Below are 25,075 nucleotides of genomic sequence, written 5' to 3'. Positions count from 1 at the left end.
GTTTTAAAATGAAAGATTTAATCCCAAAATATAACTTCTCATCGCTGGCGTATTGGTACCCACCACAAGGATTCTTCTCAGGCCACCCACGGCCACATTTTCGTCCCCATAAGAATTGGGTTCTGGATCGCCCCCAGACTCCTTATTGTAGGGCGAGAAGAGGACAAATGGATTTTCCACCGTCGCATATACCCGCAGTCGGCCGATTCCCATGCGTTCTACCCATTTCTGTTTAAAATTGTAACCCATGCTGATTGTGCGCACCTTTAAATAAGAGGCATCAAAATAGCCAAGGGTACTGCCATATTTGGGATTGTCACCACTCTGTATACCTCCTGGTTTAGGGTATTTGGCATCCGTACGGTCTTCGCGCCAGTATTCGACACTCACATTGTTGCCTGAGCGGGTATTTAGCTGGTTTAGATAACCGGTGCTACCATAGAGCGAACTGATAAGTTTACCGCCGTTCTGAAAAGTTCCCACCACATTCAGGTCGACATTTTTATAAGCCAGACGCGTGTTGAATCCTCCCAGAAAATTGGGTTGAATATGAATGATCTGACGGTCTGCTGCACCGATGGCACGTGTTGGCGCACCCTTATCATCGTACTCACCGGTGTATTCCACTTTGATCATTCCCACATTGCCCCCTGGCTCAAGAATATCCCTATATGGATCGTCCTGTTGCCATAGTCCAATCTTTTTGTAGTCGAAGATGACGTCTATTGGATGGCCCACAAACCACTGGTTGCCTTCATCGCGCTGACTTCCAGAGGTCAGTTCAACAAGTTTATTGCGATTGGCATACAAATTGACCCCCACATCCCATTTCCAGCCACTTTCGTTGTCGATCACCGCCCCATTGAGGGAGAGCTCAAAGCCTTTGTTCTGTGTTTTTCCGATATTGGCCATATAACTCCCACCGCCGTTGGTCGGTGGTAGCCCTACACGTAACAAAATATTGTCTGTATTTTGAACATAGTACTCGAAGGTACCGCTCAGCCTGTTCTTGAAAAGTCCGAAATCCAAACCATAGTTATAGGTTTTGGAAAACTCCCATCCCAAGATCGGGTTAGGTAATTCAGACATGTAATAACCCGTCAGGAATTGCGTATCAAAATTATACGGTCTTGTGCTCAGGAGCCCAAGCGTTTTATACGGATCGACAGCCTGGTTAGAGGTCTCGCCATAGCCTAGTCGCAGCTTAAGCTGATTTACCCAAGATACTGATGACATAAACTTCTCGTTGTGAACGTTCCAACCTGCTGAAATCGCCGGATAGGTATGCCATTTGTGCCCCGGCGCCAGGCGGGAAGAACCGTCGCGGCGCATGGTCATCGTTAGCATATAGCGGTTGTCGAAAGTATACATGGCGCGGCCCATTAAAGACATCAGGCTACTTTTGGCATAGCCCTGCTGATTGGGATCTACGATGATCTCCCCCTGAGCACGGCCAAGGTTATAAAACTGGAACGCATCGATTGGAATATCGCGTGCCGATATTAGCGTACTGTTGCTTGTATTCTGTTCGGCAGAATACAATGCTACAAGGTTTAGATTATGTTTTTGCGCAAAGGTGCGGTCGTAGGTCAAGAGATTTTCCATGACCCACTGTACCGTTCTGCCGTTTGCGACCGAAGCAGTGGACACATTGTCGGGGGTACCGCTAAAGACTCCCTGTCCTGTGTAACTTCCGTCATTGTTCTGGCGGAAATTGAGTCCAAGATTGGTGCGGTAAGTCAGTCCTTCTACGCCAGGGATCTGGATTTCGCCGTACATATTATTATACGAACCGAACACGCGCTGCTGGTTGATGTAACTATCCCCCAGTGCTTCGTAGGACTGGCGGGTATGTACCCATTGTTGTCCAGAAATCTGCTGTTGGATTCGCGACTTCAAGCTGCCGTCCGCATTAAAAGGATTAGCAATCGGTGTCGCGCTGAGCACACCAAAAAGCCCCAGGTTATTGCCATTGGTGATGCTATAGCTCTGGTTGAGGTTAAACCCAAATTTGAATATTTTGCCTACCTGCTGATCCAGCGCTGCACGTAAATTGTATCGGGTATAGTTCTGCAAGGGTACCACGCCTTCGTCGCGAAAGTAACCCGCTCCAAAATTGTAGTTGCCTTTCTCTGCTCCGCCGTTGACACTGATATCGTGGCTATTGACCATTCCATTTTTGTAAAAGAGATCTTGCCAATCGGTATTGGTATCGTCCGACTCATCGAGGGTATTTTGAAATTGTCCCACATAGCGGCGCATCTCGGCAAATTCCGGACCTGACATCATCGGATATTTGGAAAACACCGTGCGCAGGCCAGTGAAACCGTTGTAGGCCAATTGTGCCGCCTGTCCAATACGACCTTTATTGGTCGTTACCAGGATAACACCATTTGCACCACGCGAACCGTAGATGGCTGTTGCCGAAGCATCTTTCAGCACATCGACACTTTTAATGTCTGCTGGATTAATGTCGGAGATGGAGCCTGCAAATGGAATTCCATCGAGTACAATAAGTGGGTTGTTATCGGCAGTCAGCGAGCGTGTGCCCCGAATGCGAATCTGCATCGGCGATCCCGGTTTTGAGGAGTTCTGCTGCATATTAACTCCGGCAATACGTCCTTGTAGGGCACGGCTAATGTTGGCTGCAGGCACTTCATTCATCGTGGCGCCACTTACCGAAGCCACCGATCCTGTGACGGCCTCTTTACGCTGGGTACCATAACCGATGACCACCACTTCCTCCATGGCAATATCGTCAGCCTGCAGGGTCACCTGCACCATTCCGCTGCCAGGTACTTTGACTTCGGTCGTTTTGTAACCTACATTGGTAAAAACCAATGCGGCACCACTGCCCGCCTCGATGGCGAATGCACCACTTTTGTCGGTGATGGTACTTTTGGTGCCGCCCTTAACGGATACGGTCACCCCTTCAATGGGCTGTCTCTTCGGATCCGAGACCAGGCCCTTTACCAGCTTATCTTGTGCTAAAGCCACCTGCAGGGCTGCCAGCAAAAAGAGCAAGGGCAGAATACATTGTAATCCTCTTTTTAGTTGCACAAAAATAGTAAATCTCGTCATTCTCATAATTTAGGGATTTAAGAAAATTTTGTTTTCACTTCTGTTTATAATCGTTATTTCAATACATTTTTGTAGGTAATCGCAGCTACCTGATTTTATTGGCTGTGGTACTGTACAGACCAATCAGCGCACCTGTAAAACCGCCAGCAACGTCTGTCGACAGGATGTCGCCCGATACCGCATTGCCGATATGCTTAAACTGGCCGGGTGCTAGGGCATAGGAAAATTGATAGGCATCGCCAACCGCCTTGACCTTTAATTGCACAGCCCCTTTCAGATTGATCTTCTCCTTCGCGAGGATTTTGGTGCTACCGTTCTCATTTCTAGCCAGTACGATATAGTTTTCTTTGCCTTGTTTTGTCAGTCCTAGCACATAATGGTATTTTTCACTCTGCAGACAGGTGATACCTGCGAGATCCGAGGGCGCAGACGGCACATAGTTTAGCGATACTGTGCTCTCAAAGTTCTTATGTTGTTGTCTGTAAAAGAGGGCGGATAATGGCTTTTGTTCACTGATATCAACGGCATATGGCTTTAGGATGGTACCTTTATCGGACTGCTGTACAAATTGTTCGCGGGCTCCACGTAGAGCAACCCAACGGTGGTCGAGCTTCGCTGCAGTCATCGGGTCGGCGAACGTAAAATTCCCGTTGGGAAAATAACCTGGAGCATTTCCTTTGTTTTCCACACCGGCAGGCATTGGAGCACTAGGTTTAAGGGGCTCCATGCCGCCTTGAAAGATAGGCCATTCACCGGACCAATCTACCGGGAGGATAAATGTTTCACGTCCCGTGTTGACCCGGTTGACTTCATTGGGTCTGACGCCAAGAAAAATACCATACCACGATCCACCCGGACCCTCAACCAAGTCAGCGTGTCCAGCCCATTCCACCGGATTGAGCCTAGTTTTATCGAGATGTCGCTGTGAGAGTATCGGATTTTTGGGTGCCGGAGTGTAAGGCCCTGCTATCTGTTCGCTCGAAAAGATCACTTCGCTGTGATCGCTACCCGTCCCTCCTTCTGCACACATCAGGTAATATTTTCCTGCTTTTTTATAAATATGTGGACCTTCGATCCAGATGGGATTATCCGCTGGATTCACACCGCCATCCACCAATATACGTTCACTTCCTTTAATGACCTGATCCTTCTGTGTGTCGTATTCCCAGAGTTTGATGACACGATGCCCCTCATAGCGCAGCTTACCTTTATCAGGCGCATCGTTGTGCACCACATAGGCCTTGCCGTCATCATCAAAGAATAGTGCCGGATCAATGCCATCAAAATCCAGCTTGATTGGATCGGACCAGTTTCCAGCTTTGGGGTCTTTGGTTTTCACGACCATATTTCCGATGCCCGAAGCGATTTGGGTCGTAATCATGTAGAAGGTGTCGTTATGCCGATTGTACACGATATCAGGGGCATATATTCCCTCGCTAATTCCTGATGTACCCACTTTTAGCTGCGATTCACGGTCGAGGACATGCCCCAGCTGTTTCCAGTTGACCAGATCAACCGAGTGAAAGATCGGAACACCTGGGAACATCGAAAAGGATGAATTAACCAGATAGTAATCATTGCCTTTACGCGTAATACTCGGATCGGGATAACAACCCTGAAGAATAGGCGAATAAAACTGCCCCGGCTTTAACGGGTTTTCCTTATAAATTGCGTCTCCACCTTTGTAAACAAAATCCGAAAATACAGGACCAGAAAGACGATCTTTCTGCGGTTCTCTTTTATACTCTTTTGTACTGAATGCCGTTAATGTCGCCAATATAACGACGGACATGCCCAGCATGATTTTCCCTTTCCGCTTTAACATGATTGGTTTATTTATAATTTGGTTTATCTGAATACAAACATACTTTTAAGTGTATTTACAACAATTAAAATATGTAACAAAAGCATTTCAATTTGTTACGTTCTTCCGTTCGCCAACGGCCAATACTATTTTTTTGGCGGTTTTTACTTCGATGAAGAACGCTAATAATTTTATCCAAAGGAGCTAATTATGGTGTTTAAGATTTAGTTTAATTTTTTTCAATTCGTCCAGCCTATGCACCGGTTGCTCCAGGGTAGGTGGAATGGGCATTTTGGAGTAAGTCTGAAAATACAACAGGCAGGCATCGCGCCACCATACGGCATCCTTTGCCTGAATTTTTAATTTTGCCTGCACATCCTCAAAGCGTTCCGCATCCACCTTTTGTTCAAGACCATCCCATATACGCTGAACATACCGTACCTGATCCACACCTGCCTGATAGGCATAGCACAGGTTGTCCCATAAGGAGCGACCGTTTTTCATGCTGTAGCTCCAGGGTACATGGTGAAACCAGAGCAAATATTTATCAGGGCAGCTGCCCAGCTCTGCAAACTTCTCCTTGAGTGGGCTATGGTACTGTGCAACGGCATTGCTGCCCGATGCTGTCCGGTCAAATCCGATCCCCAGCGAATCTGCATTATGGTAATACCAAGGCATCCAATCGGGTCTTCCACCGGGAATATCGCCCCAGGGTTCGGGACCATAGTGGTGTTCGAAAGCGAATATATGGTGCAGACCCAGCGGCATCATGTAGTTGACTGCCGCCTCACGCGATTCCAGCATCACCTTCAACAGCGGAGCAACGAGGGTCGAATCTGGCGAAAAGGTTGAAGCGAGCCACTCCCGCGCCACGCTGTCGCTGGATAAGCCGCTGTTCCAAGCTAACCTTCCGAAGGCGTACCAGTTGGCTTGGGCAAAGTGGTGACCACACCAATTGCGGTCCGCGCCGATGTTGGCAACACCTGCAATCGCCGATAGCTGTGGATTCGGCCCTTTTTGCGTTAGCCCGGCCACCGTACTCGCTTCCTTTCGTGTATAGGTTTCGGCATCGAGCGTCTCCTTAAACAGCGGAGCGAGGTATACCAGATGATTAGAAAACCCGAGGTACTCCTGAGTGATCTGAAATTCGACCATCTGGCTCGTGTTTGGCATCGCTCCAAACAATGGATTAAACGGTTCACGCGGCTGGAAATCGATCGGCCCATTTTTGATTTGTAGGATTACATTGTCGTCAAACTTGCCGTCTAGTGGCACAAACTCCTGATAAGCCTGTTTGGCGCGATCCTCAGCCGAAGGGTTATACACAAAAGCACGCCACAGGACCAACCCCTGGTGAGGTCTCAGCGCAGCGGCCAGCATATTAGCGCCATCGGCATGCGTCCGGCCATAATCCTGTGGTCCAGGTTGCCCCTCTGAATTGGCCTTCACTAAAAAGCCACCAAAATCAGGTATGATCTTATAAATTGCATCTGCCTTGTCCTTCCACCAACGTGCCACATTGGGATCTAGCGGATCCGAATCCTGAAGATTGCCCAGAATCGCCGGTGACGAAAAATTAATGGATAGAAACACGCGGATACCGTAAGGACGGAAGCTATCCGCTAAAGCCTTTACCTTCTCTATATAGTCTTCGCGCAGGATCAGTGGTGACGCATTGACGTTATTGAGCACAACCGCATTGATACCAATGGACGCATTTGCACGGGCATATTCAACGTAGCGAGGCGACTTTATTGCAGGTAATTCGTCCCACTTCCAAAGCGAGTAGCCAGCATAGCCCCGCTCAACTGTACCGTCCAGATTGTCCCAATGGTTGAGCATGCGTAAACGGTAACTCGGCGTTTCAACGATATCTAGCTGCGTAAGCTCATTCCCGATCTGCTGTAACCGCAGCAAGTGATAAGCTCCGTAAAGCAGGCCGGTACTGTTGCCTGCACGAATAATCGTCTTACCCGCTTCCGAACGGATACGATATCCGTCAGGCTGGTATTTTGGCCATTTTTTATCCAGCACCAGCGTTACATCACCTTTGCGCCAGTACTGCTGTAACTCCTGGACTGCAGTATTGGCCACAGGATCACGGAGTGAGCAGTGAATTTTGCGCAGTGCAGCTTCCTTATCTTCGACCTTGCTGTAGCGCAACCAAAGTCGGCTACCGTCTTCTGCCTGACCTGCCATATAGCACAACACGGCTAACAATAGGCAGACACCATATCGGATCACATTTCCCATCAGCTTCCCTCCACCTTTAGCATACCGACTGTATCAGGGTATGCAATTTCAAATATTCGTACGTTACGTCCACCTTTTGATCCGTACAGATTAAGGCTGAAGTTAGGAAGTAAGTAATGTGTGTTGTTTTCCATGACTACAATTATTTTTTTATTCATATTTATTTACTGTACGTGTCTATCGACTGTGCTGCTGCGCTCTGCCGCGGACCGAGATAAGAGGGTTTCAGCCCCCCAAAATCGATGAGTATGCGCTGCAACACGATTCCCTGATCCAAGAATCGGATTCGAAGGGTATGTTGTCCCGGCAGCAAGCTGTGTACTGACACACTTTCGATAATACGGCGTGCCTGCCATTGTCCCAGTTCGCCCTTATAATGTCCATTAAAATTGACCAGCTTTTCGGGACCGCCGTCAATGGATATCGCATAGCGCAGCCCACGGTTTCCATTGAAGTTGAGCGTGGGCGACAACAGTACTATGATCTTTGCTTCTCGCTTCTCTATCACGCGGATCTTGTATTCTAGGGCGGTGTTATTTCCGAGGCTAGCTGTAACGGGTTGTGTTGTCATGGCCGACACGGTCTTTCCCAAGTCTGGAATCTCAACCCATTGTACCCCCGGTGCGCTGCTTGCTGCAGCATAGCTAGCGGCCTCCATGGCGATATAGCCGCCGGTCTCCAGAAATACCTTTGGCGAACCCTGAACGGCAGTATCCGGCAGGTAGTGAACCACAGGCATGATAGCCTTAGGCGGTTCATTCCAGCTGCTGTAGCCGATGCGCACCTGATCCATCATGTGAATCCATTTCCCTTTGGCAATGGAATGGTTGTAATGGTGGGTAAAAAGTGAGTCGCGCAGAAAGCAAGCCTTTACCTTATCGGCCCAGTCATTTGCCCTGCGATCGTTCCTTCCGTAATAGTAGTCGTTCATCGCTTTAGCATGGTACATTTCATACAAGTTCGCGCAGGCGTTGATTGGAAAAGCCACCAGCTGATCGAAGGCATCCTTTAGGGAATCTGGCAGCAAATAATGGAGTCGCGAGGCCTCCATGGCCAACCTGTTGTAATCGTTGACAACACTGTCAAATTCGTTATAATGCGTGAGACTAAAGGTACGCTCGTTCAGCAGTTCGGGGGTAACCCGATGGTTATATTTGGTATAGCGGTTGATCATGCTGGCCGCTTCTGTGGCATACGCTTCGCCAAACTGCTGCTGACACCATTCGCGGGTGTAATCCATCAGGTTGCTGGCGTTAAACCGGTCTGGATCCCAGGCCATATCCAGAAAAAATGAAATGGGGAATTCCATGGGCTTGAGGTCGCCGACATTAGCGATCCATATTCTATCTACGCCATGTCTATAGGTGAGGTTCATCTGCTCCCATATCCGCTGTATCTGGGACACATTGATCCATTTCGCATTGCGTGGGGCACCCACATAGTCAAAATGGTAATACATGCCATAACCGCCCTTTCGTGGCGAGGCATTATGTTCCGGCAGCTTGCGTACATTGCCCCAATTGTCATCACAAAGCAGTAGTGTTACATCGTCCGGCACCCGCATGCCTTTATCATAATAATCCTGTACTTCTTTGTATAAAGCCCATAGCTGTGGTGTCTCGGCTGCCGTCCGTCCTGTGGCTTCCGCAATCAAGCGTCGCTGATCGCGGACGATCTGCTCCAGCAGACTGACATTTTGCTTTTCGCTCATGGGTTCATCCCCATCACCGCGCATGGCAATGGTCAGGATAGACTCCCAGTCTCGTGCACGTTCTATACCGCTACGCCAAAACTTCTGCAACCCGGCTTTATTTTTAGCATAATCCCAGGCTCCGCCATTGCCGTAGCGTTTCCATTCCGCCTGCGCCCTAGCCATCGGCTCATGGTGCGAGGTCCCCATGATAATACCCATTTCATCCGCCAGTGGTCCATTTTTTGGATCATCATCATAAAAAGCACTCCCCCACATTGCAGGCCAGAGGTAATTGGCTTTCAGGCGTAATAGCAGTTCGAATACCTTTTCATAAAAATCTGCATTAAATCCACCGAACGTCGCCTTGGACCAACCACTTAATGCTGGTGCTTCATCATTCAGAAAAATACCTCGGTAGCTAACCTTTGGTTCCCCCTGTGTGTAGAGACCTGGCTTGGCGTACAATGCGGTTGCTTTGCGGATTGGCACATCTGCCCAGTAATACCAGGGCGAAACACCAATCTGTGCAGACAGCTCATAAATGCCGTAGATCGTCCCCCTTTTGTCGCTGCCGGCGATAACCAGCGCTGAATCAATTCCCCACAACGGCTCATTGACCACCGTCATCACAAACTTTTCCCGCTTTCCGGCAAGCGTACTGCTGTCCAAAAGACCTTTATGCACGAGACTGTCAATCAGGCTCGAGTTGCCATAGGTACCGATAATGATCTTAGAGCGCCCGTTGTTTTGCTGGTCGGGACCATGACCCGTAACCTGTATAAAATCCTTTTTTAGATTTTCGTAAGCCCGCAATACGCCCTTGTGATCTTGCGGGTCGACAAGCATAGACAAAGGCACCCCATTATTGACTAAGGCCAGGAAACCGGGACCTGCTTCGTGAACTATAAAATCGCGGGCCGCCGTATCTCTGTAACTCGGCAACACAGCATGGGCATTGCTGCCACAGCAGTAGATCAGCACAGCGACCAAAAATGCTCGCCAAAAGCGATGGTGAGTAAACATGATGATTTCCATTATAATTGGTTTTTTCCCTTCCTGAATTCAGCACTTGCAGCACCTCCATTACCCATGCTATACTCGCACCGTGAGGAATGTTGCATGATGATCATTTTCAGCAACCTAAAAGTAGTACTCTTGATAAAACGGCGCATTTGTACCTGTTACATTCCCTTTGGTCATTGTTGCAACGCCTTGCATTGACGTTTCATATTTATTTCAATTTGTTACATCTTCATGTAAAACAGGGTTTATTAACCCATAAGCTTTTTTTTTCTTTTCAGGGTTGCGCAATAATATGTATCTTCAAAAGCATAAACCAATTATACCAATGCGGAGGGATCTTTTTTCGATAATCTTATTACTATTTGCTTTTATAGGGTATGCCCATGGACAGGCCACGCGCATCTATGACAATAGGGATTATGGTTTTGGCGAACTTTCATCCAATCTGACCACCAGTATCAGTCAGGACAAACACGGCTATATCTGGACAGGTACCGAGTATGGGCTCAACAAGTTTGACGGTACCCGTTTTGTACAATATCTACACGATGTGCAGGACAGCACGTCCATATCGAGCAATAATATCATCATCCTTTATCTTGATCGCGACAAAAGACTCTGGGTGGGCTGCAATAATGGACTGCAGTATTACGATGAAAATAGTGACCAATTTGTTCGAATCCATTTTCCCGATCAGATTGCACCGCACATTACAGATATCATCCATAAAAAAAATGGTCACATTTGGGTAGCGACATCAGGCTGGGGTATCTTCGACATTCAAGTTAGCCGTAGAGAGGCGCTATCGTTACCGCGACTCAATACGCTGGTTGGCGGCATGTTTGCCCGCAGTCTCTTTGAAGACCGGATGAACAGGATTTGGGTAGCTATAGACCGTGTAGGGGTCTCGCAGGTTTCTGCCGACCAGAAGCGGGCAAGGCAAATCGTTTCGGATCTACTTCCGATGCCGAAGGGCGGCAATTATGACATCGTGCAGCAACATGACGGCAAGCTCCTATTTGCGTCGCCCTCAAAGATCAGCCGCTATGATCCGCAAAACAATACATTTGAAGCGGTTGAATACAAGTCGAAACTGCAGTCTACCGTAACGGAGATCCAACTATCAAAAGGCCGGAAAAACCATCTGCTGATCAGTACCGAGGGCGATGGGCTATGGTATCTGGATCTGGAAAAAAAGCCACTGATTGCTGCACAAGCTGAGCTTCCTAATTTGGATAATGACTACCGACATGCACGGATACGTGCGCTGCTGCAGGACCGAGAAAATAATCTTTGGCTTGGCTGGTTTCAACGGGGCCTGGTTTTTATCCCCGTGCAAAGCAAACAGTTTGAATTTTGGCGTATCTCAGGCCGGGAAAAAACAGATCAAAACATCATCAGTGCCATTACACGTGATCACCAAGGTAACATTTGGTATGCCGTGGAGCGAGAAGGCGTTTTTAAAACTGACCGTCAAGGCATTTCACATCAACAAATAAATACCATAGCGGATATCAATAAACTGGAAGTGGCTTCGGACGGTACGATCTGGTTCAGTTCTTATGATAAAGGCCTTGGACAAATTGATCCTGTAGCAGGACAATCCACCCTCAGGGATATCTGCCCATCCAGACAGGTCAAATCTTTCGCCTTAGGCAAAAACAATAAGATTTATATTGCTACATTCGGATCGGGCTTTGTGGAATACGACCTCGATACAAAAATTGCTCAAAGTTATAGTATGAATACCAGCAGTTCGACAAAGGGCGCCTTAGCCAATGATTGGATTGCTACCGTCTTATGCGCTGATGATGGTCTTATCTGGCTTGGGCATCATAAGGGCGTGAGCTGTTTTGATCCTACCACAAAGAGCTTCTCTCAACAGTATACAGCCCATCGATTATCCGAACAGATCACCATCTCTCTATTGGACGATCATTTAGGTCACATCTGGGCAGGCACTTACAACGGCCTATATCAAATCGATAAGAAATCAGGATCGGTCAGCATTTACACGACTAATAACGGACTATCCAGCAATGTGATCACTGGCTTAGGCAGTGATAAGAAAGGAAATATTTGGTGTAGCACATTCAAGGGTATCAACTGTCTGAATGCCGGTTCAGGTAAAATTGTCAATTACTATACCGGAGACGGCTTGGTCGATCGGTCCTACAACCGCAGCGTGCATTTTCAGGATACGCAAGGAAAAATATACTACGGCGGACGGCAGGGGATTACTTCATTTTTTCCAGAAAAGATACAGCTGCAGACCTATCCACATCCTGTCCTCATTACCAATCTGTATGTCAAGAACCAGCCCATTAAGCCGGGCATGGCCCCCAGTGGAAGCGTAATCTATAAAGATGACCTGATGGCTGCAAATCAATTTTTCTTCCATAGCAACGACGACAGTTTCACTTTTGAACTATCCACGATGGATTTTAACAGTCCAGAAAATGTACATTACGAATACCGCATCAAAGGCATCAACAAAAGCTGGAATGCTACGCTTCCGGGAGTAAACCTGATCACGTACAACAACCTTTCTTCGGGGGAGCATGAATTGGAAATACGCGCCTGTAAATTTGGCATCTACTCGCCAAGCCTTATGGTGACGCTGCATATCCAACCGCCCTGGTATTTAAGTGGACTAGCTTACTTCGTTTATATCCTACTTGCGACCGGTATTATATTCCTAATCAGTAAATATCTGCATGAGCGGCGGCTCGAACGTCTGCATGCTTTCCGGTTACAGCTTTTTACTGATGTATCACATGAGATCCGATCGCCGCTGACGTTAGTCATGAGTCCGATTGATAAGCTCATGAAAAATGCAGCAGATCCACAAACCCGAGCTACGCTGCAGAACATGAATCGCAATGCACAGCGCATCCTGAGTCTAGTCAATCAGTTGCTTGATATCCGAAAGCTGGAAAGCGGGCACATGAATCTCAAATTTTGCCAAATCAATGCTGTAGATTATGTCAAGCAGATCATCAGCATTTTTGAGGATCAGGCGCTCAGCCATCAGATCCAGCTATCCGTACACAACGAGGCCGATGATATTCCAATTTGGATCGACGTCAACAGCTTTGAAAAAATACTGCATAATGTGATCTCCAACGCGTTTAAATTTACTCCGCGTGGTGGTCAAATTGCGGTTTCCCTAACCGTTCAACAACGGGAAAAGGGAAGTGAAATCTTAGAACTTGTTGTCAGTGATACGGGTAGCGGCATCGCCACAAGCGATCTTCGCGATGTTTTTAGGCGGTACTACCAGTCTGCTGCGCATAGTACTTATCAGCGGCAGGGTTCGGGCATTGGTCTACATCTGACCAAAGTGCTGGTTGAACTGCACGGTGGACAGATACATGCCGAAAATAGAAGTGAATGCAGCGGTAGCCTTTTTGTGATCCGTCTTCCGATGGGCAACACGCATCTGCGGCAGGAAGATCTTGCTCCAGTTAGACCAACTGATGCATTGACGTTAAAACACGAGAGCCGCCCAGTGTCGGCAACTGACCAACATCCAAAGAACGATTATCAAAAAACAGGCTATAAAGTGCTCGTCATTGACGACGACCGCGACATTTTACACTATCTGCAGCAGGAACTTTCACCATCCTACAAAGTACTGCTTGCCGAAAATGGTGGCGAGGGGTTTCAGCTCGCCCTTGCTGAGGAGCCCGACCTGATTATTTCCGACGTTGCCATGCCATTAATGGATGGCTATATGTTGGTCAAAAAGCTCAAGGGTAATAGCACCACCAACCATATTCCTGTGGTGCTACTAACAGCAAAAACCAATCAGGAAGACCGTTTGGAAGGCATTGGTCGCGGCGCAGATGCTTACCTGACAAAGCCTTTTATGGTGGATGAGCTTCACCTTGTTATACACAATCTCATCAAAAACCGCATGAAGGTTAAAGGAAAGTTTTCGGGCGCGCAGCAGCAGGAAGGTAAGGTAAAAACCATCACCTTTAAGTCTAGCGATGAGCAGCTGATGGAACGTATTGTCAAAACAGTGAACCAATACCTGGAGAATTCGGCGTTCAATGTGCAGTTTCTAGCCGATGAAGTAGGGTTGAGCCGTGTACAGCTGCACCGTAAGGTGAAATCGCTGACGGGTATTTCGACCGGTGAATTTATTCGTAATATCCGGTTACAGCAAGCTGAAAAGTTGCTGCTGGAGAAAAAAATGAATATCTCTCAGGTAGCTTATTCGCTCGGATTTACCAATCAGACGCATTTCACTACACTATTCAAAAAGATGTATGGATTGAGCCCCACTGAATATATTCAGCGGCATAGCTATAAGGAAAATTAAGCGATGTAATAATCTAAACTATTTTAAAGATCAAAAATACCACTATCAGCATAAGAACTTTTAAGAAATTTTCAAAAACTTAGATTCAAGCAGAAGAGTATCTAGCTATTCTTTGGATCGTCCAGAGAGAATGACGGTAATAAAGCAATCTGGATGGAGCCATTGGAATGAAACAGCAGAAAAAAAAAAGTTCGCTTTAAACAGGTCGGCATGAAAAATCGAGCGGGACCTTATATTGCAATTAATAACAAATTTATCTAAGTTTGTCGTCACCTATTACGACTAACGTGAATCTTAAAAATGAGATCGAATCTAAATATATCCTTCAGCGCCTACAGCAGGGTGACAGGCAGGTGTTCGACCTTATTTTTAAATCCTATTGGGATCCCCTACTTATCTACCTGTCCAAACTGGTGAAAGACCAGACCGATGCAGAAGATCTCTTGCAGAATATTTTCGTCAATCTCTGGAACAAAACTCAATCGTCCGAAATACAGGATATTCACAGCTGGTTATATGGGGCTGCCCGTAAAAGCGCTCTTTTCTATCACCGCACTCAAGGCAATCAAAAAAAATTGATTGCATCAATTTTGGAATATATTGACGTTACCGGATTTTCATTGAGCGACCAGCAGCAAGGTAAAGAGCTGCAGCAGATCATTGACGGAGAAATTGAACGGCTCCCAGCAAAAATGAAAGAGGTATTTCTATTGAGCCGACAGGAACAACTTAGTTATAAAGAAATTGCAGAACGTCTGGACATCTCTGACCAAACGGTCAAAAAACAAATCAGCAACGCACTGAACATTCTGAGAAATAACCTCAAGAAACAGGGGCTCTATTCGCTTCTGCTCCTCCTCCTCATCGACTTAAAATAAAATTCATTATTTTTTAATATTCATCTACCACCAAATACGGTTTGATGCAACTATACTATAAACACTGGCGCTCATGGAACAGAAAAACATTGCGGAAATCTTATTGAAGTACGAACTCGGTATCAGCTCTGCGAAGGAAAACCAGCTGATAGAATCGTGGTACGAAGCGCAGCAAGCTGTAGAATGGGAACTGGATAGCGCCGAGCAGGAAGATCGTAAAAATACCATACTCCTTCAAATCCAGCAACAACTTGATGCAAAGCCATCCTCGCGTAATCCATGGTACCGAAGAGCCGCTTGGATCAGCGCTGCAGCTGCTGTCCTGCTGATTGCTTTTGCGTTACTTTTTATCCCGCGTGGACAATCGCATCGCGATACCCTAGCCGCGATAGATCAATTCAAACCCGGACAAGAAAAGGCCATCCTGAAATTGGAAGACGGGTCAAGCATCGCACTCAAGGGAGGCAAATCGGGTGTTAAGATCGTCAACGGAACAGCCGTCTATTTAGATGGATCGCCTATCAGCGCTATGGAATTGCAATCGCGCAAATTGACCGTTGAAGTTCCCAGGGGTGGTCAATATCAGGTTAACCTGCCCGATGGCAGTAAAGTATGGCTGAATGCTGCATCGACAATCAGCTATCCAATGCAATTTGCTACCGACAAACGGGAAGTCTTGTTAACAGGAGAAGCCTATTTTGAAGTAAGCAAAAACCCACATAAACCCTTTATCGTGAAATCCAGAAACCAGGAAGTGAAGGTATTGGGCACCACATTCAACATCAACAGCTACGACAACCACGAGTTTGTGGAAACTACGCTGCTTGAAGGTTCGGTCGATGTAAATCAACGCCTGCTTGTACCCGGACAGCGATCGCTTATCTCCAAGACATCGATCCAGATTCTACCGGCCAATATCGAAGCAGCGACGGCTTGGAAGAAAGGATATTTCCTATTTGACAACGAACGGCTCGATGCCATTTTGGCTACACTTTCAAGGTGGTACAATGTAGATTTTGAATATGAAGACTCCGCTACGCAACAGCTTGTGTTTTGGGGATCTATCGACAAAAATCAATCATTGACCAAAACGCTTACCTTTTTGGAAAGCACCGGTCAATTAAACTTTAACTATCGTGACGGCAAAATAGCTGTTCACAAAATTAAATAACGAAGCCTTTTTTTACACAGAAATCTAAACACATTAACCTAAATCAAAGACCCGATGAATCGTCTAAAAAACTTGCTCTTGGTCACGTCGCTTCTTGCTGGTAGCACAGTCGTTGGTCAACAGCTCAATTATCAGGGAAAACCGACGCTCAAAGAACTTTTTTCAACCATCCGACAACAGACAGGCTATAACATCATTGCGTCTGGCAATCAGATCGACCTCAATACCGTTGTCAAAGTTCAGGCAAAGGATAAAGCCTTGCGTGATGTTCTTGAAGAAGCCTTTAAGGATTTACCGTTCACCTTTAAAATCGTTGGAAGAGAGATCACCATTCTTCCACGGGAGAAAAGCGGCCAACAGCATCAAAAACAACAGCAACCTGCCAAACAGCTTTTGTTGAACGGAACTGTACGGGACAAATCCGGCCCCGTAGAACTGGTAACCGTTTACAACAAAAGCAACGACAAAGTCACTTTCACCAATGATAAAGGCGCTTTTAAGATCGAGCGGACCAATCATACCGACACCTTGGTTTTCAGTTCCGTTGGTTACGAAGAGAGGCAACTTGCTGTAGCCCCAAGCCAAAGCATCATTAGCATGCAGCTTTTGCAGACCCAAAACCTGCTTGATGAAGTCAGCGTACTATCGTATGGGCAGGAGGTATCCAAACGGTTGAATACAGGTTCGACCGCTAGCGTCACTGCGGCCACCATTGAGAAAACACCAACAGCAGACCCGCTCATTGCACTCCAAAATCGGGTTCCGGGTATGATGATCAATACCTTAAACGGCCTTCCCGGCATACAGACTCAGGTGCAAATCCGGGGCATCAATACCGTCAACCAGGATGGTGAGGCGCGACAACCCTTGTACATTGTTGATGGTATTCCTTTTAATAGCAGTTCACTGGCCTATATCGGTGCAAATGGCCTCACCTCTTCCTATTTAGGTGAAAGTCCTTTTAAAAGTATCGACCCCAGCACGATTGCCGGCATTGAAGTACTTAAAGATGCTGATGCTACCGCGATCTATGGTGCCCGGGGTGCCAATGGTGTGATCCTGATCACCACCAAACGCGGTAAGCCCGGTCGTCCCACCATCAGTGCTGATTATTACCATAGTTTTGGCTCTATCGCCAAGTATGTAAAAATGCTCAATACCGCCCAGTATCTGGAGATGCGACGTGAGGCTGCAAAAAACGACGGTATTGAACTCACGCCCAATGATTACCCTGACCTGCTGAAATGGAGTCAAACGGAGGACCACGACTGGCAAAAAGAATATTTTGGCAATGTCGCCCATACATCCAATGCTGAATTATCCCTATCGGGGGGATCATCGGGTTTCAACTACCTGCTTGGCGGTGGATTTAGGCGTGAAAACACTGTATATCAAAAGAAAAACGGTCTTTCCGTCGGTAACTTCCGAAGCAACCTCGACTACCACAGTAACGACGGCAAATTTAAAGCTTCCCTTTCGGCGAGCTATGCCACGGATAAAAACGAAGTCATTCCACTATCGTTTACCAACTTTCAGACCCTGCCTCCAAATTTCTCCCTTTACGATGCTGATGGAAAATTAAATTGGACGATAGATAACCCTATTGCTGCGCTGGAGCGTACGGTTGAAAATAGAACTAAAAATTTAATCAGCAATATTGCGCTGAGCTATGAGTTGTTACCTAATCTTATAGCCAAAATCAATACCGGTTATACCCGCATGAAAATGGACCAGCTCGCGATCAATCCACGGAGATCATTCAGACCATCCGAAAACATCTTGGGCAACAACACTTTTACCAAGGCTAGCACGGCTACCTTTAATTTTGAGCCTCAGCTGAATTATGATCTTATCGTGGGGCGCAGTTCATTTCGTGCCCTTCTTGGGGGTACTTATATCCATCGCGGTAACTCGGCAATTACCACAAGTGGAAACGGCTATACAGACGATAGTCAAATTAGAGACATCCATGCCGCACCAATCATCAATATCGAACCCAAGGATACTCAGTACCGTTTCCTTTCGGGATTTGCTCGTGTGGGATGGACGTTTGACCAAAAATATGTCGTCAATGCAACCGTCAGACGTGACGGCTCTTCCCGTTTTGGTCCTGGAAAAAAATATGGTAACTTTTGGTCTGTCGGTACAGCGTGGATCCTAAGCGAAGAGAGCTGGTTAAAGGATAATCAGTTTGGCTTGAGTTTTGCCAAATTGCGCGGCAGCTATGGTTTGACAGGTAATGATAATATTGGCGACTACTCCTATTTCGTGAATTACGAACGTATATTTGAAAATTATCAAGGGCAGGGCTATCTTCCTAAGAACCCATTCAATGCAAATTATCAGTGGGAAGTCAACAAGAAGCTTGACCTTGCTGCAGAAATGGGCTTCTTGAAAGACCGCATCATCTTTGAAGCAAACTATTACCGCAATCGGTCGGGTAATCAATTAGTTGGCTACGGATTACCTACACAGGTGGGTTTTAGTTCGGTCAACCAAAACCTAGATGCCAATGTACAGAATAGCGGCTGGGAATTTAGCCTGCAGACCACGCCGATCAACACCTTGGCCTTCACCTGGAAGACAAACTTTACCATGAGCATCAACCGCAACAAGCTCTTGTCTTATCCCAACCTTGCAAGCTCTTCCAATAGTCTCACTTATCAGATCGGTAAACCATTAAATCTGATCTGGGGGTATGAATATCTTGGAATCAATGCTGCGGATGGGCAACCGCAATTCCGCGATGTGAATGGCGACGGTTTTATCAGTTTTCCAGATGACTATGTCCCTCTGGCAAACAATATTCCGACATTCTTTGGTGGCTTTGGCAACTCGTTCAATTATAAAAACTTTGATCTAGACATCTTTTTAAGTTTCAAAAAGAACACACATATTTATAATTATCCATTTACGAGTGCCGGAAGTGTCATCAATGCCCCCGCAATTGTCTTGGACAGATGGCAACATCCGGGTGAGGATGCTAAATTTCCTGCTTATACCACCAACTCCAGCACCATGTCCAATTACAATTCATCCGGTGCCAATTTTGTGGACGGGTCGTATATCCGCTTAAGCAATATTACCCTCAGCTACTCGGTACCGGGTAAAATGCTCGAGAAGCTAAAACTTAAAAACCTACGCGCCTATGTGACTGGAGCCAATCTACTGACCATCACCAGTTATAAGGGTACAGATCCAGAAACCGGCGTGGACATGCCGATGCTGCGCACGTTTACGTTAGGATTACGGACTTCATTTTAAACCATTTAGACTACGGACATGAAAACCAACTATATCAAATTATTGAGCTTCCTTTTACCTGTTGCCTTAGGTATGAGCAGTTGCAACAAACTGCTGGAGGTGACACCAAAATACATCTACACCACGGATCAAATTTATGCGAATGACACCATGGCCGACAGTGTTGTCGTCGGGATGTATGGCCGATTTGCCGCTTATCAAAATGATCTTTCACTGAACACGGGATTATCTTCTGACGAGCTGATACCCGGTATCAATAGCTTTAACCCCGAGTATAGCTTTATGTACAGCTACAACCTCAATCCCTTTTCGGGGCAGACGAATGACTTTTGGGGAAATCTATATTCCATCATTGGGGTTAGCAATGCAATCATTGAAGGCGTTGGGCAATCCAAGGGAATGACGCAAGCTGGCAAAGATGAAGCCATCGGCCAAGCTAAATTTATGCGGGCCCTCAATTACTATTTTTTGGTCAATCTCTATGGCGATGTTCCTTTGGTGCTGACGACTAATTATCCGGAAGAACGGCTCAAACCGCGCGCAGCGGTAGCAACAGTGTATACGCAGATCATTCAGGATCTAGAAGATGCCAGCCAGCTTTTAGGTTCGGATTACCCGGGCGAGCGCGTGAAGGCCAATAAGTGGGCTGCATTAGCCCTGTTGTCGCGCGTATACCTATTTACCAAAGACTGGACCAAAGCCGAGCAGGCCGCCAGTCAGGTGATCGCACAGTCGCAGTTGTTTCAACTGGGCCATTTTGATCGTGCAGACGGGGGCGAGCCAATGGATATCTTTACCAAAAACAATCCCGAGCAGATATTGCAGCTATGGAACAGTGTGGGCGCCTCCATTGGCATCGGCATAAAAGGAGAGTTTGCCAGCTTTGGCGTAACTGAAGATGCAACGGGTCTATTGCCAGCCTTTGAGGAGAACGATAAACGAAAAGAAAACTTCGTCCGTTTTGAAGAAACAGTAAACGGCTATCAGATCAACAAATACCGTTCGGACGGCGAAGCCGGATCTGCAAACAATGAGTATACCTCGGTGTTGCGCCTGGGCGAACAATACCTCAACCGTGCCGAGGCACGCCTGGAGCTTGGTCTCTCAACCGCTGTTGATGACGTCAATATCCTACGCAGGCGTGCGGGACTTACGGATTTATCCAGTGGATTATCCCAATCACAGGCGAGAGCAGCCATCGTGCAGGAGCGTCGCGTTGAACTCTGTTTCGAATGGGGCGACCGTTGGTTTACTCTCAAACGCATGGGGCTAGCCGATAACGTGATGAAAAAAGCAAAACCGACCACTTGGAAGACGTTTGCCCAGCTCTACCCTTTACCCACCGTTGAGCTCCAAAATAACAGGCAATTAACGCAAAATCCGGGATATAACAACTAAACACGATATACAATGAGAGTTACGTTATTAGCTTTTGCCTTTCTTTATTCCATATGCTTCGTCAAGGCGCAGGAAAAAGCAAACTACCAGCTTCAGGGAACACTTTTGGGGGTTCCCAAAAATCAAAAAGGAAAACTTTTCCTTCAACGTTTTGGTGGCGATCTCCCGCTTGATTCTGCCCGGCTGGAACAAGGCCATTTTCGCTTTAAAGGTACTTCCGAAGGGCCTGAAATCGCGAATCTATTTTACATGGATGCTACGGGGGGACGATCAGAAACACTCGATTTCTATCTACACCCTGGCAAGATAACGATTCGGGGCAAACTCGGTCAGCTTAACCACGCGGATATTGCCGGCTCAACATTGAATACTGAAGCCAGAAGTTTTGACAAAACGCATCAGACGATATTGGACAGCATCAGTACACTAATGGCTGCCTATTTCGAGGCAGAGAACGCTTTTTCCCAAGATAGTTTTCGCATGGATTCGCCGGCACGGGCTACCATCAACACGATTGACGCGAGCCTCAACAAATGGTCTGCGGCACTACAGACAGCACAGGTCAACTATGTGCAGCAGCATACGGATCATGTACTCAGCCTTTTTAAACTACAGGCACTCCTGAAAGATCCCAGCAATCAGCAACTGATATCGGAGCTGTTTGACAAACTTACACCATCCCTTCAAGATTCGCCGTTGGGCCAGGAGGTCCAAGAGCAGCTTGCCAATCTTAAAAATCTAAAGATTGGTGATATCGCGCCAGCGTTTGCATTGGCTGACACTACAGGGCAGCAGGTAAAGCTGACCGACTTTCGGGGCAAATATGTACTCGTTGATTTCTGGGCCAGTTGGTGTGTACCCTGCCGCGTGGAAAATGAACATGTAGCAAAAGCCTACGATGCTTTTAAAGTTAACGGGTTTGAAGTATTGGGTGTCTCCACAGATTTTGCGCTCAGCAGCTGGAAAAAAGCCGTGTCGGACGATGGCATGACCTGGACCAATGTGGTTGATCCGGATGGTCAGGTGAGCGCAGCGTATCATATCAAAAGTATCCCCTCCAATTACCTCTTGGATCCCACAGGGAAAATCATCGGCATCAACCTACGCGGCGACGCCCTTTATGAAACACTAAAAAACATATTCTAATTCGCAATTTTATCACAATTATATGCATTTAAAAAAACTGCTCTACCTTTCGCTGTTAGGTTTTAGTCCGGTGCTTGCCCATAGCAGCAGCACCCCAGGAGCGACGGAAATCGTATGGGCAAAACACGAAGCCGATACCACCGCTTTACCTTTTGACAAAAGTGTCCGTTATGGTAAACTGGCCAATGGACTCACCTATTATATCCGTAAGAATACCGAACCCCAAGAACGCGTTTATATGTATCTAGTCAACAAGGTGGGATCTATCCTGGAGAACGAAAAGCAGCGTGGGCTGGCGCATTTTCTGGAGCATATGGCCTTCAATGGCACGACACACTATCCCGACAACAGCCTGGTTGACTACCTGCAAAAAAATGGGATCAGCTTTGGAGCCGATATCAACGCGTATACCAGCTTCAATGAAACTGTTTACCAACTGCAGCTACCATCCAATGATGGCGAACTCGTCAGCAATGGATTTCAGATCCTTCAAGACTGGGCGCAGGGTATCAGTCTGACCCATCGTGAAATCGACAAAGAGCGTGGCGTGATATTGGAAGAAAAACGTGCCGGCAAGAGCCTGGGTGAGCGCATCCAGGACAAGACTTTACCTGTTGCGCTCAATCATTCCCTGTACGCACAGCGCATTCCAATTGGTACCGAAGAAGTCATTCAACATTTCCCTTATGAGGAAATTGAGCATTTTTATAAAAGCTGGTACCGCCCCAACCTCCAAGCCGTTATTGTCGTCGGTGATATCGATGTCGACCAGACCGAGCGAACGCTGAAAAAACAGTTTTCGTTGCTCAAAAATCCTTTGCAGCCAACAGCTCGAAAAACATACCACATTCCACTGCAGGGCAAAAATCAATTTATGGTGGTGACGGATCCTGAAATTACCGCAACATCCATCAATATCAGCATCAAACACCCTGAACGTAAATTACAGAACCTCGCCGACTATAAGCACAACCTGATCAAGACCTTATTTAACACCATGATGGCAGGGCGATATAGTCCATTATTTCGCATAGCGAATCCGCCCTTTTTGAGCGGTGGCGCATCATTGGGTGGCTTTATGGGTGGACTAGATGTATTTCAGATCGAACTCACGGCCAAACCAGGTCGTCTGAGAGAAGGTTTTGACGCTGTATGGCGTGAACTTTTGCGGGCGAAACAATATGGCTTTACGGCCGCAGAACTGCAACGCGCCAAGGATACCTATATGAACCAAATGGAAAATATGCTCGAAGAAAAGGACAAGATTGCCTCCGAACAATATGTACAGGAATATATTCAGCATTTTCTGAACGGGGTAGCCTCTCCGGGTATCGATCATGAGATGAAATTGACGCGCGAAATGCTTCCGGTGGTCAGCCTTTCGGACATCCAGCGGCTCTTGCAACAGTATCTAACCGATAGCAACCGCGATATTATTGTGACTGCACCTGAAGCGGATAAAGCAAATCTGCCGAAAGAGGCCGATATCAACAGTTGGATCGCTACCTTGTCCAAAGAAAAACAGACGGCCTTCACCGAAGAAACAAGCGATCTGCCACTGCTCAAACGGGAAGCTCAATCTGGTACAATTGTTAAAGAAGAAAAAGACAGCAGGTTAGGAACCACGACCTTGACGTTGAGCAACGACGTCCGGGTACTCTTAAAACCGACCAACTACCAAAACAATCAGATCACCTTTCAAGGATATTCCTATGGCGGAACATCACTTTACGATGATCGAGATTTTCAGAGCGCGACCAATGCCGTTGGCCTCATTGCTGCCAGCGGGCTGGGCAACTATACAGCCGAACAATTTGAAAAATCATTAGCCGGACGAACGGCCTCGGCATCCCCCTTTATCAGTGAGACTGCCCAGGGCGTGAGCGGCTATGCCAACAACAAAGACCTGGAACTTGCCCTGCAGATGATGTACGGCTACTTTACAGAGCCTCGCCTAGATACCGCTATTGTTGCGGGTATCTTGGCCAATGCCAAAGACGGGCTTAAAGACCGCGATAAGAATGGCGACGCTGTATTCCAAGACTCGGTCATGGCTATCCTGTCGGGCAATAATGTTCGTCGCACGGGGTTAACCATGGAGAAGATCAATCAGATCAATCCGCAGCGTGCTTTGGACATCTACAAAGAACGTTTTGCCAATGCTTCGGGCTACAATTTTGCTTTTGTTGGCAGCTTTGACATTGAAAAAATAAAACCGTTGCTTGCCAAGTATATTGGCGGATTACCCAGCATCTCGTCGAAGGCACCTGCTTACCGTGATTTAAACATTCATATCCCTGCGGGGAAGATCGAGAAAAAGCTGGCGCTGAGCAAAGAAGATAAAGCGATGGTCTATCTTGTTCTTTCGGGCCCATATGACTATAGTGAAGCAAATAACATAGCTTTACAGGCCTTTCGGGAAGTTTTGGATATCCGTTTGTTGGAACGGCTACGTGAAGAAGAAGGCGGTGTGTATTCGCCATCGATCCAGATGGATTATAGCAAGCTGCCTGATGCCCGTTATACCCTTACGGTAGCTTTTAGCTGTTCGGTGGCCAACGCGGACAAACTAGCGAAGTATTCGCTTGAGGAAATTGAGAAATTAAAGACTGCAGGACCTTCTGTTGCCAATCTCGACAAATTCAAAGCGAATGACAAGCTAAACTACGAATCCGCACTAAAAACAAATGATTTCTGGTCGAATTACCTGTACAGCAACCTGTATAATGGCGATGATATGCACCGCATTTTTGAACGTGCATCGTTGCGCGATCAGCTGACCCCAGCGCTAGTTAAAGCGGCTGCCAAACGCTATATCAGTGATCAAAACGTTATCAAGATCGTTCAGCTTCCAGAAGTAAAAAAATAAATACAGAAGGGCTATTGACATCGCATTATTGTCATAAGCACTGAACAAAAGAAAGCCGCAAATAATATTCTTCTTTGCGGCTTTCTTGTTTACTGACCAAACCTCCTGATTGACCGAAAAAGGAAATTCTCTATCAATGGAATTTATGTTTGCCCATCGATGATT

General features: G+C 46.8%; 12 protein-coding genes. 7 read left to right on the top strand and 5 right to left on the bottom strand.

The window, feature by feature from the left end:
- Positions 1–3 precede the first annotated feature (3 nt).
- The 5 genes from B2107_RS06775 to B2107_RS06755 form a co-directional block, all read right to left on the bottom strand.
- Entirely contained in the window at positions 4–3,087 is a 3,084-nt protein-coding gene (locus B2107_RS06775; protein ID WP_293954313.1) for a SusC/RagA family TonB-linked outer membrane protein, read from the bottom strand.
- Between the two features lie 79 nt (positions 3,088–3,166).
- The gene (locus B2107_RS06770; protein WP_293954311.1) at positions 3,167–4,906 is read right to left on the bottom strand and encodes a glycoside hydrolase family 43 protein; all 1,740 of its coding nucleotides are present in this window, start codon (positions 4,904–4,906) and stop codon (positions 3,167–3,169) included.
- Positions 4,907–5,089: 183 nt separating this feature from the next.
- Positions 5,090–7,084 (bottom strand): alpha-glucuronidase, encoded by a 1,995-nt coding sequence (locus B2107_RS06765; RefSeq protein WP_293954309.1) that lies wholly within the window; start codon positions 7,082–7,084, stop codon positions 5,090–5,092.
- 53 nt (positions 7,085–7,137) lie between these two features.
- Positions 7,138–7,296 (bottom strand): hypothetical protein, encoded by a 159-nt coding sequence (locus B2107_RS06760; RefSeq protein WP_293954306.1) that lies wholly within the window; start codon positions 7,294–7,296, stop codon positions 7,138–7,140.
- Between the two features lie 2 nt (positions 7,297–7,298).
- The gene (locus tag B2107_RS06755) at positions 7,299–9,866 is read right to left on the bottom strand and encodes a glycosyl hydrolase 115 family protein (protein ID WP_293954303.1); all 2,568 of its coding nucleotides are present in this window, start codon (positions 9,864–9,866) and stop codon (positions 7,299–7,301) included.
- 313 nt (positions 9,867–10,179) lie between these two features.
- Here B2107_RS06755 and B2107_RS06750 point away from each other — a divergent pair, with 313 nt between their 5' ends.
- The 7 genes from B2107_RS06750 (at position 10,180) to B2107_RS06720 (ending at position 24,910) form a co-directional block, all read left to right on the top strand.
- Complete coding sequence (locus B2107_RS06750) at positions 10,180–14,184, top strand: hybrid sensor histidine kinase/response regulator transcription factor (protein WP_293954300.1); 4,005 nt, start codon at positions 10,180–10,182, stop codon at positions 14,182–14,184.
- A gap of 287 nt (positions 14,185–14,471) precedes the next feature.
- Positions 14,472–15,062, top strand: a complete 591-nt coding sequence (locus tag B2107_RS06745) for an RNA polymerase sigma factor (RefSeq protein WP_293954298.1) — start codon at positions 14,472–14,474, stop codon at positions 15,060–15,062.
- Between the two features lie 73 nt (positions 15,063–15,135).
- Positions 15,136–16,233 carry a FecR family protein gene (locus B2107_RS06740; protein ID WP_293954296.1) on the top strand — a complete coding sequence of 366 codons (1,098 nt, stop codon included), beginning with the start codon at positions 15,136–15,138 and terminating at the stop codon, positions 16,231–16,233.
- A gap of 54 nt (positions 16,234–16,287) precedes the next feature.
- Positions 16,288–19,497: a SusC/RagA family TonB-linked outer membrane protein gene (locus tag B2107_RS06735; RefSeq protein ID WP_293954294.1), complete on the top strand. Its 3,210-nt coding sequence runs from the start codon at positions 16,288–16,290 to the stop codon at positions 19,495–19,497.
- Positions 19,498–19,515: 18 nt separating this feature from the next.
- A complete protein-coding gene (locus tag B2107_RS06730) occupies positions 19,516–20,895 on the top strand; it encodes a RagB/SusD family nutrient uptake outer membrane protein (RefSeq protein ID WP_293954292.1) in 1,380 nt (459 codons plus the stop codon).
- Positions 20,896–20,907: 12 nt separating this feature from the next.
- Positions 20,908–22,041 (top strand): TlpA disulfide reductase family protein, encoded by a 1,134-nt coding sequence (locus B2107_RS06725; protein WP_293954290.1) that lies wholly within the window; start codon positions 20,908–20,910, stop codon positions 22,039–22,041.
- Between the two features lie 22 nt (positions 22,042–22,063).
- Positions 22,064–24,910: a M16 family metallopeptidase gene (locus B2107_RS06720; RefSeq protein ID WP_293954288.1), complete on the top strand. Its 2,847-nt coding sequence runs from the start codon at positions 22,064–22,066 to the stop codon at positions 24,908–24,910.
- Positions 24,911–25,075 lie beyond the last annotated feature (165 nt).

It is taken from the genome of Sphingobacterium sp. UBA7855, assembly GCA_002500745.1.
Lineage (GTDB): Bacteria > Bacteroidota > Bacteroidia > Sphingobacteriales > Sphingobacteriaceae > Sphingobacterium.
This window is presented reverse-complemented; position numbering and strand designations above follow the sequence as displayed.

Bases quoted from the DNA above. Each gene is read 5' to 3' on its own strand.
- B2107_RS06775 (WP_293954313.1), bottom strand. From the start codon at position 3,087: ATGAGAATGACGAGATTTACTATTTTTGTGCAACTAAAAAGAGGATTA.
- B2107_RS06770 (WP_293954311.1), bottom strand. From the start codon at position 4,906: ATGTTAAAGCGGAAAGGGAAAATCATGCTGGGCATGTCCGTCGTTATA.
- B2107_RS06765 (WP_293954309.1), bottom strand. From the start codon at position 7,084: ATGGCAGGTCAGGCAGAAGACGGTAGCCGACTTTGGTTGCGCTACAGC.
- B2107_RS06760 (WP_293954306.1), bottom strand. From the start codon at position 7,296: ATGAATAAAAAAATAATTGTAGTCATGGAAAACAACACACATTACTTA.
- B2107_RS06755 (WP_293954303.1), bottom strand. From the start codon at position 9,866: ATGGAAATCATCATGTTTACTCACCATCGCTTTTGGCGAGCATTTTTG.
- B2107_RS06750 (WP_293954300.1), top strand. From the start codon at position 10,180: ATGCGGAGGGATCTTTTTTCGATAATCTTATTACTATTTGCTTTTATA.
- B2107_RS06740 (WP_293954296.1), top strand. From the start codon at position 15,136: ATGGAACAGAAAAACATTGCGGAAATCTTATTGAAGTACGAACTCGGT.
- B2107_RS06735 (WP_293954294.1), top strand. From the start codon at position 16,288: ATGAATCGTCTAAAAAACTTGCTCTTGGTCACGTCGCTTCTTGCTGGT.
- B2107_RS06730 (WP_293954292.1), top strand. From the start codon at position 19,516: ATGAAAACCAACTATATCAAATTATTGAGCTTCCTTTTACCTGTTGCC.
- B2107_RS06725 (WP_293954290.1), top strand. From the start codon at position 20,908: ATGAGAGTTACGTTATTAGCTTTTGCCTTTCTTTATTCCATATGCTTC.
- B2107_RS06720 (WP_293954288.1), top strand. From the start codon at position 22,064: ATGCATTTAAAAAAACTGCTCTACCTTTCGCTGTTAGGTTTTAGTCCG.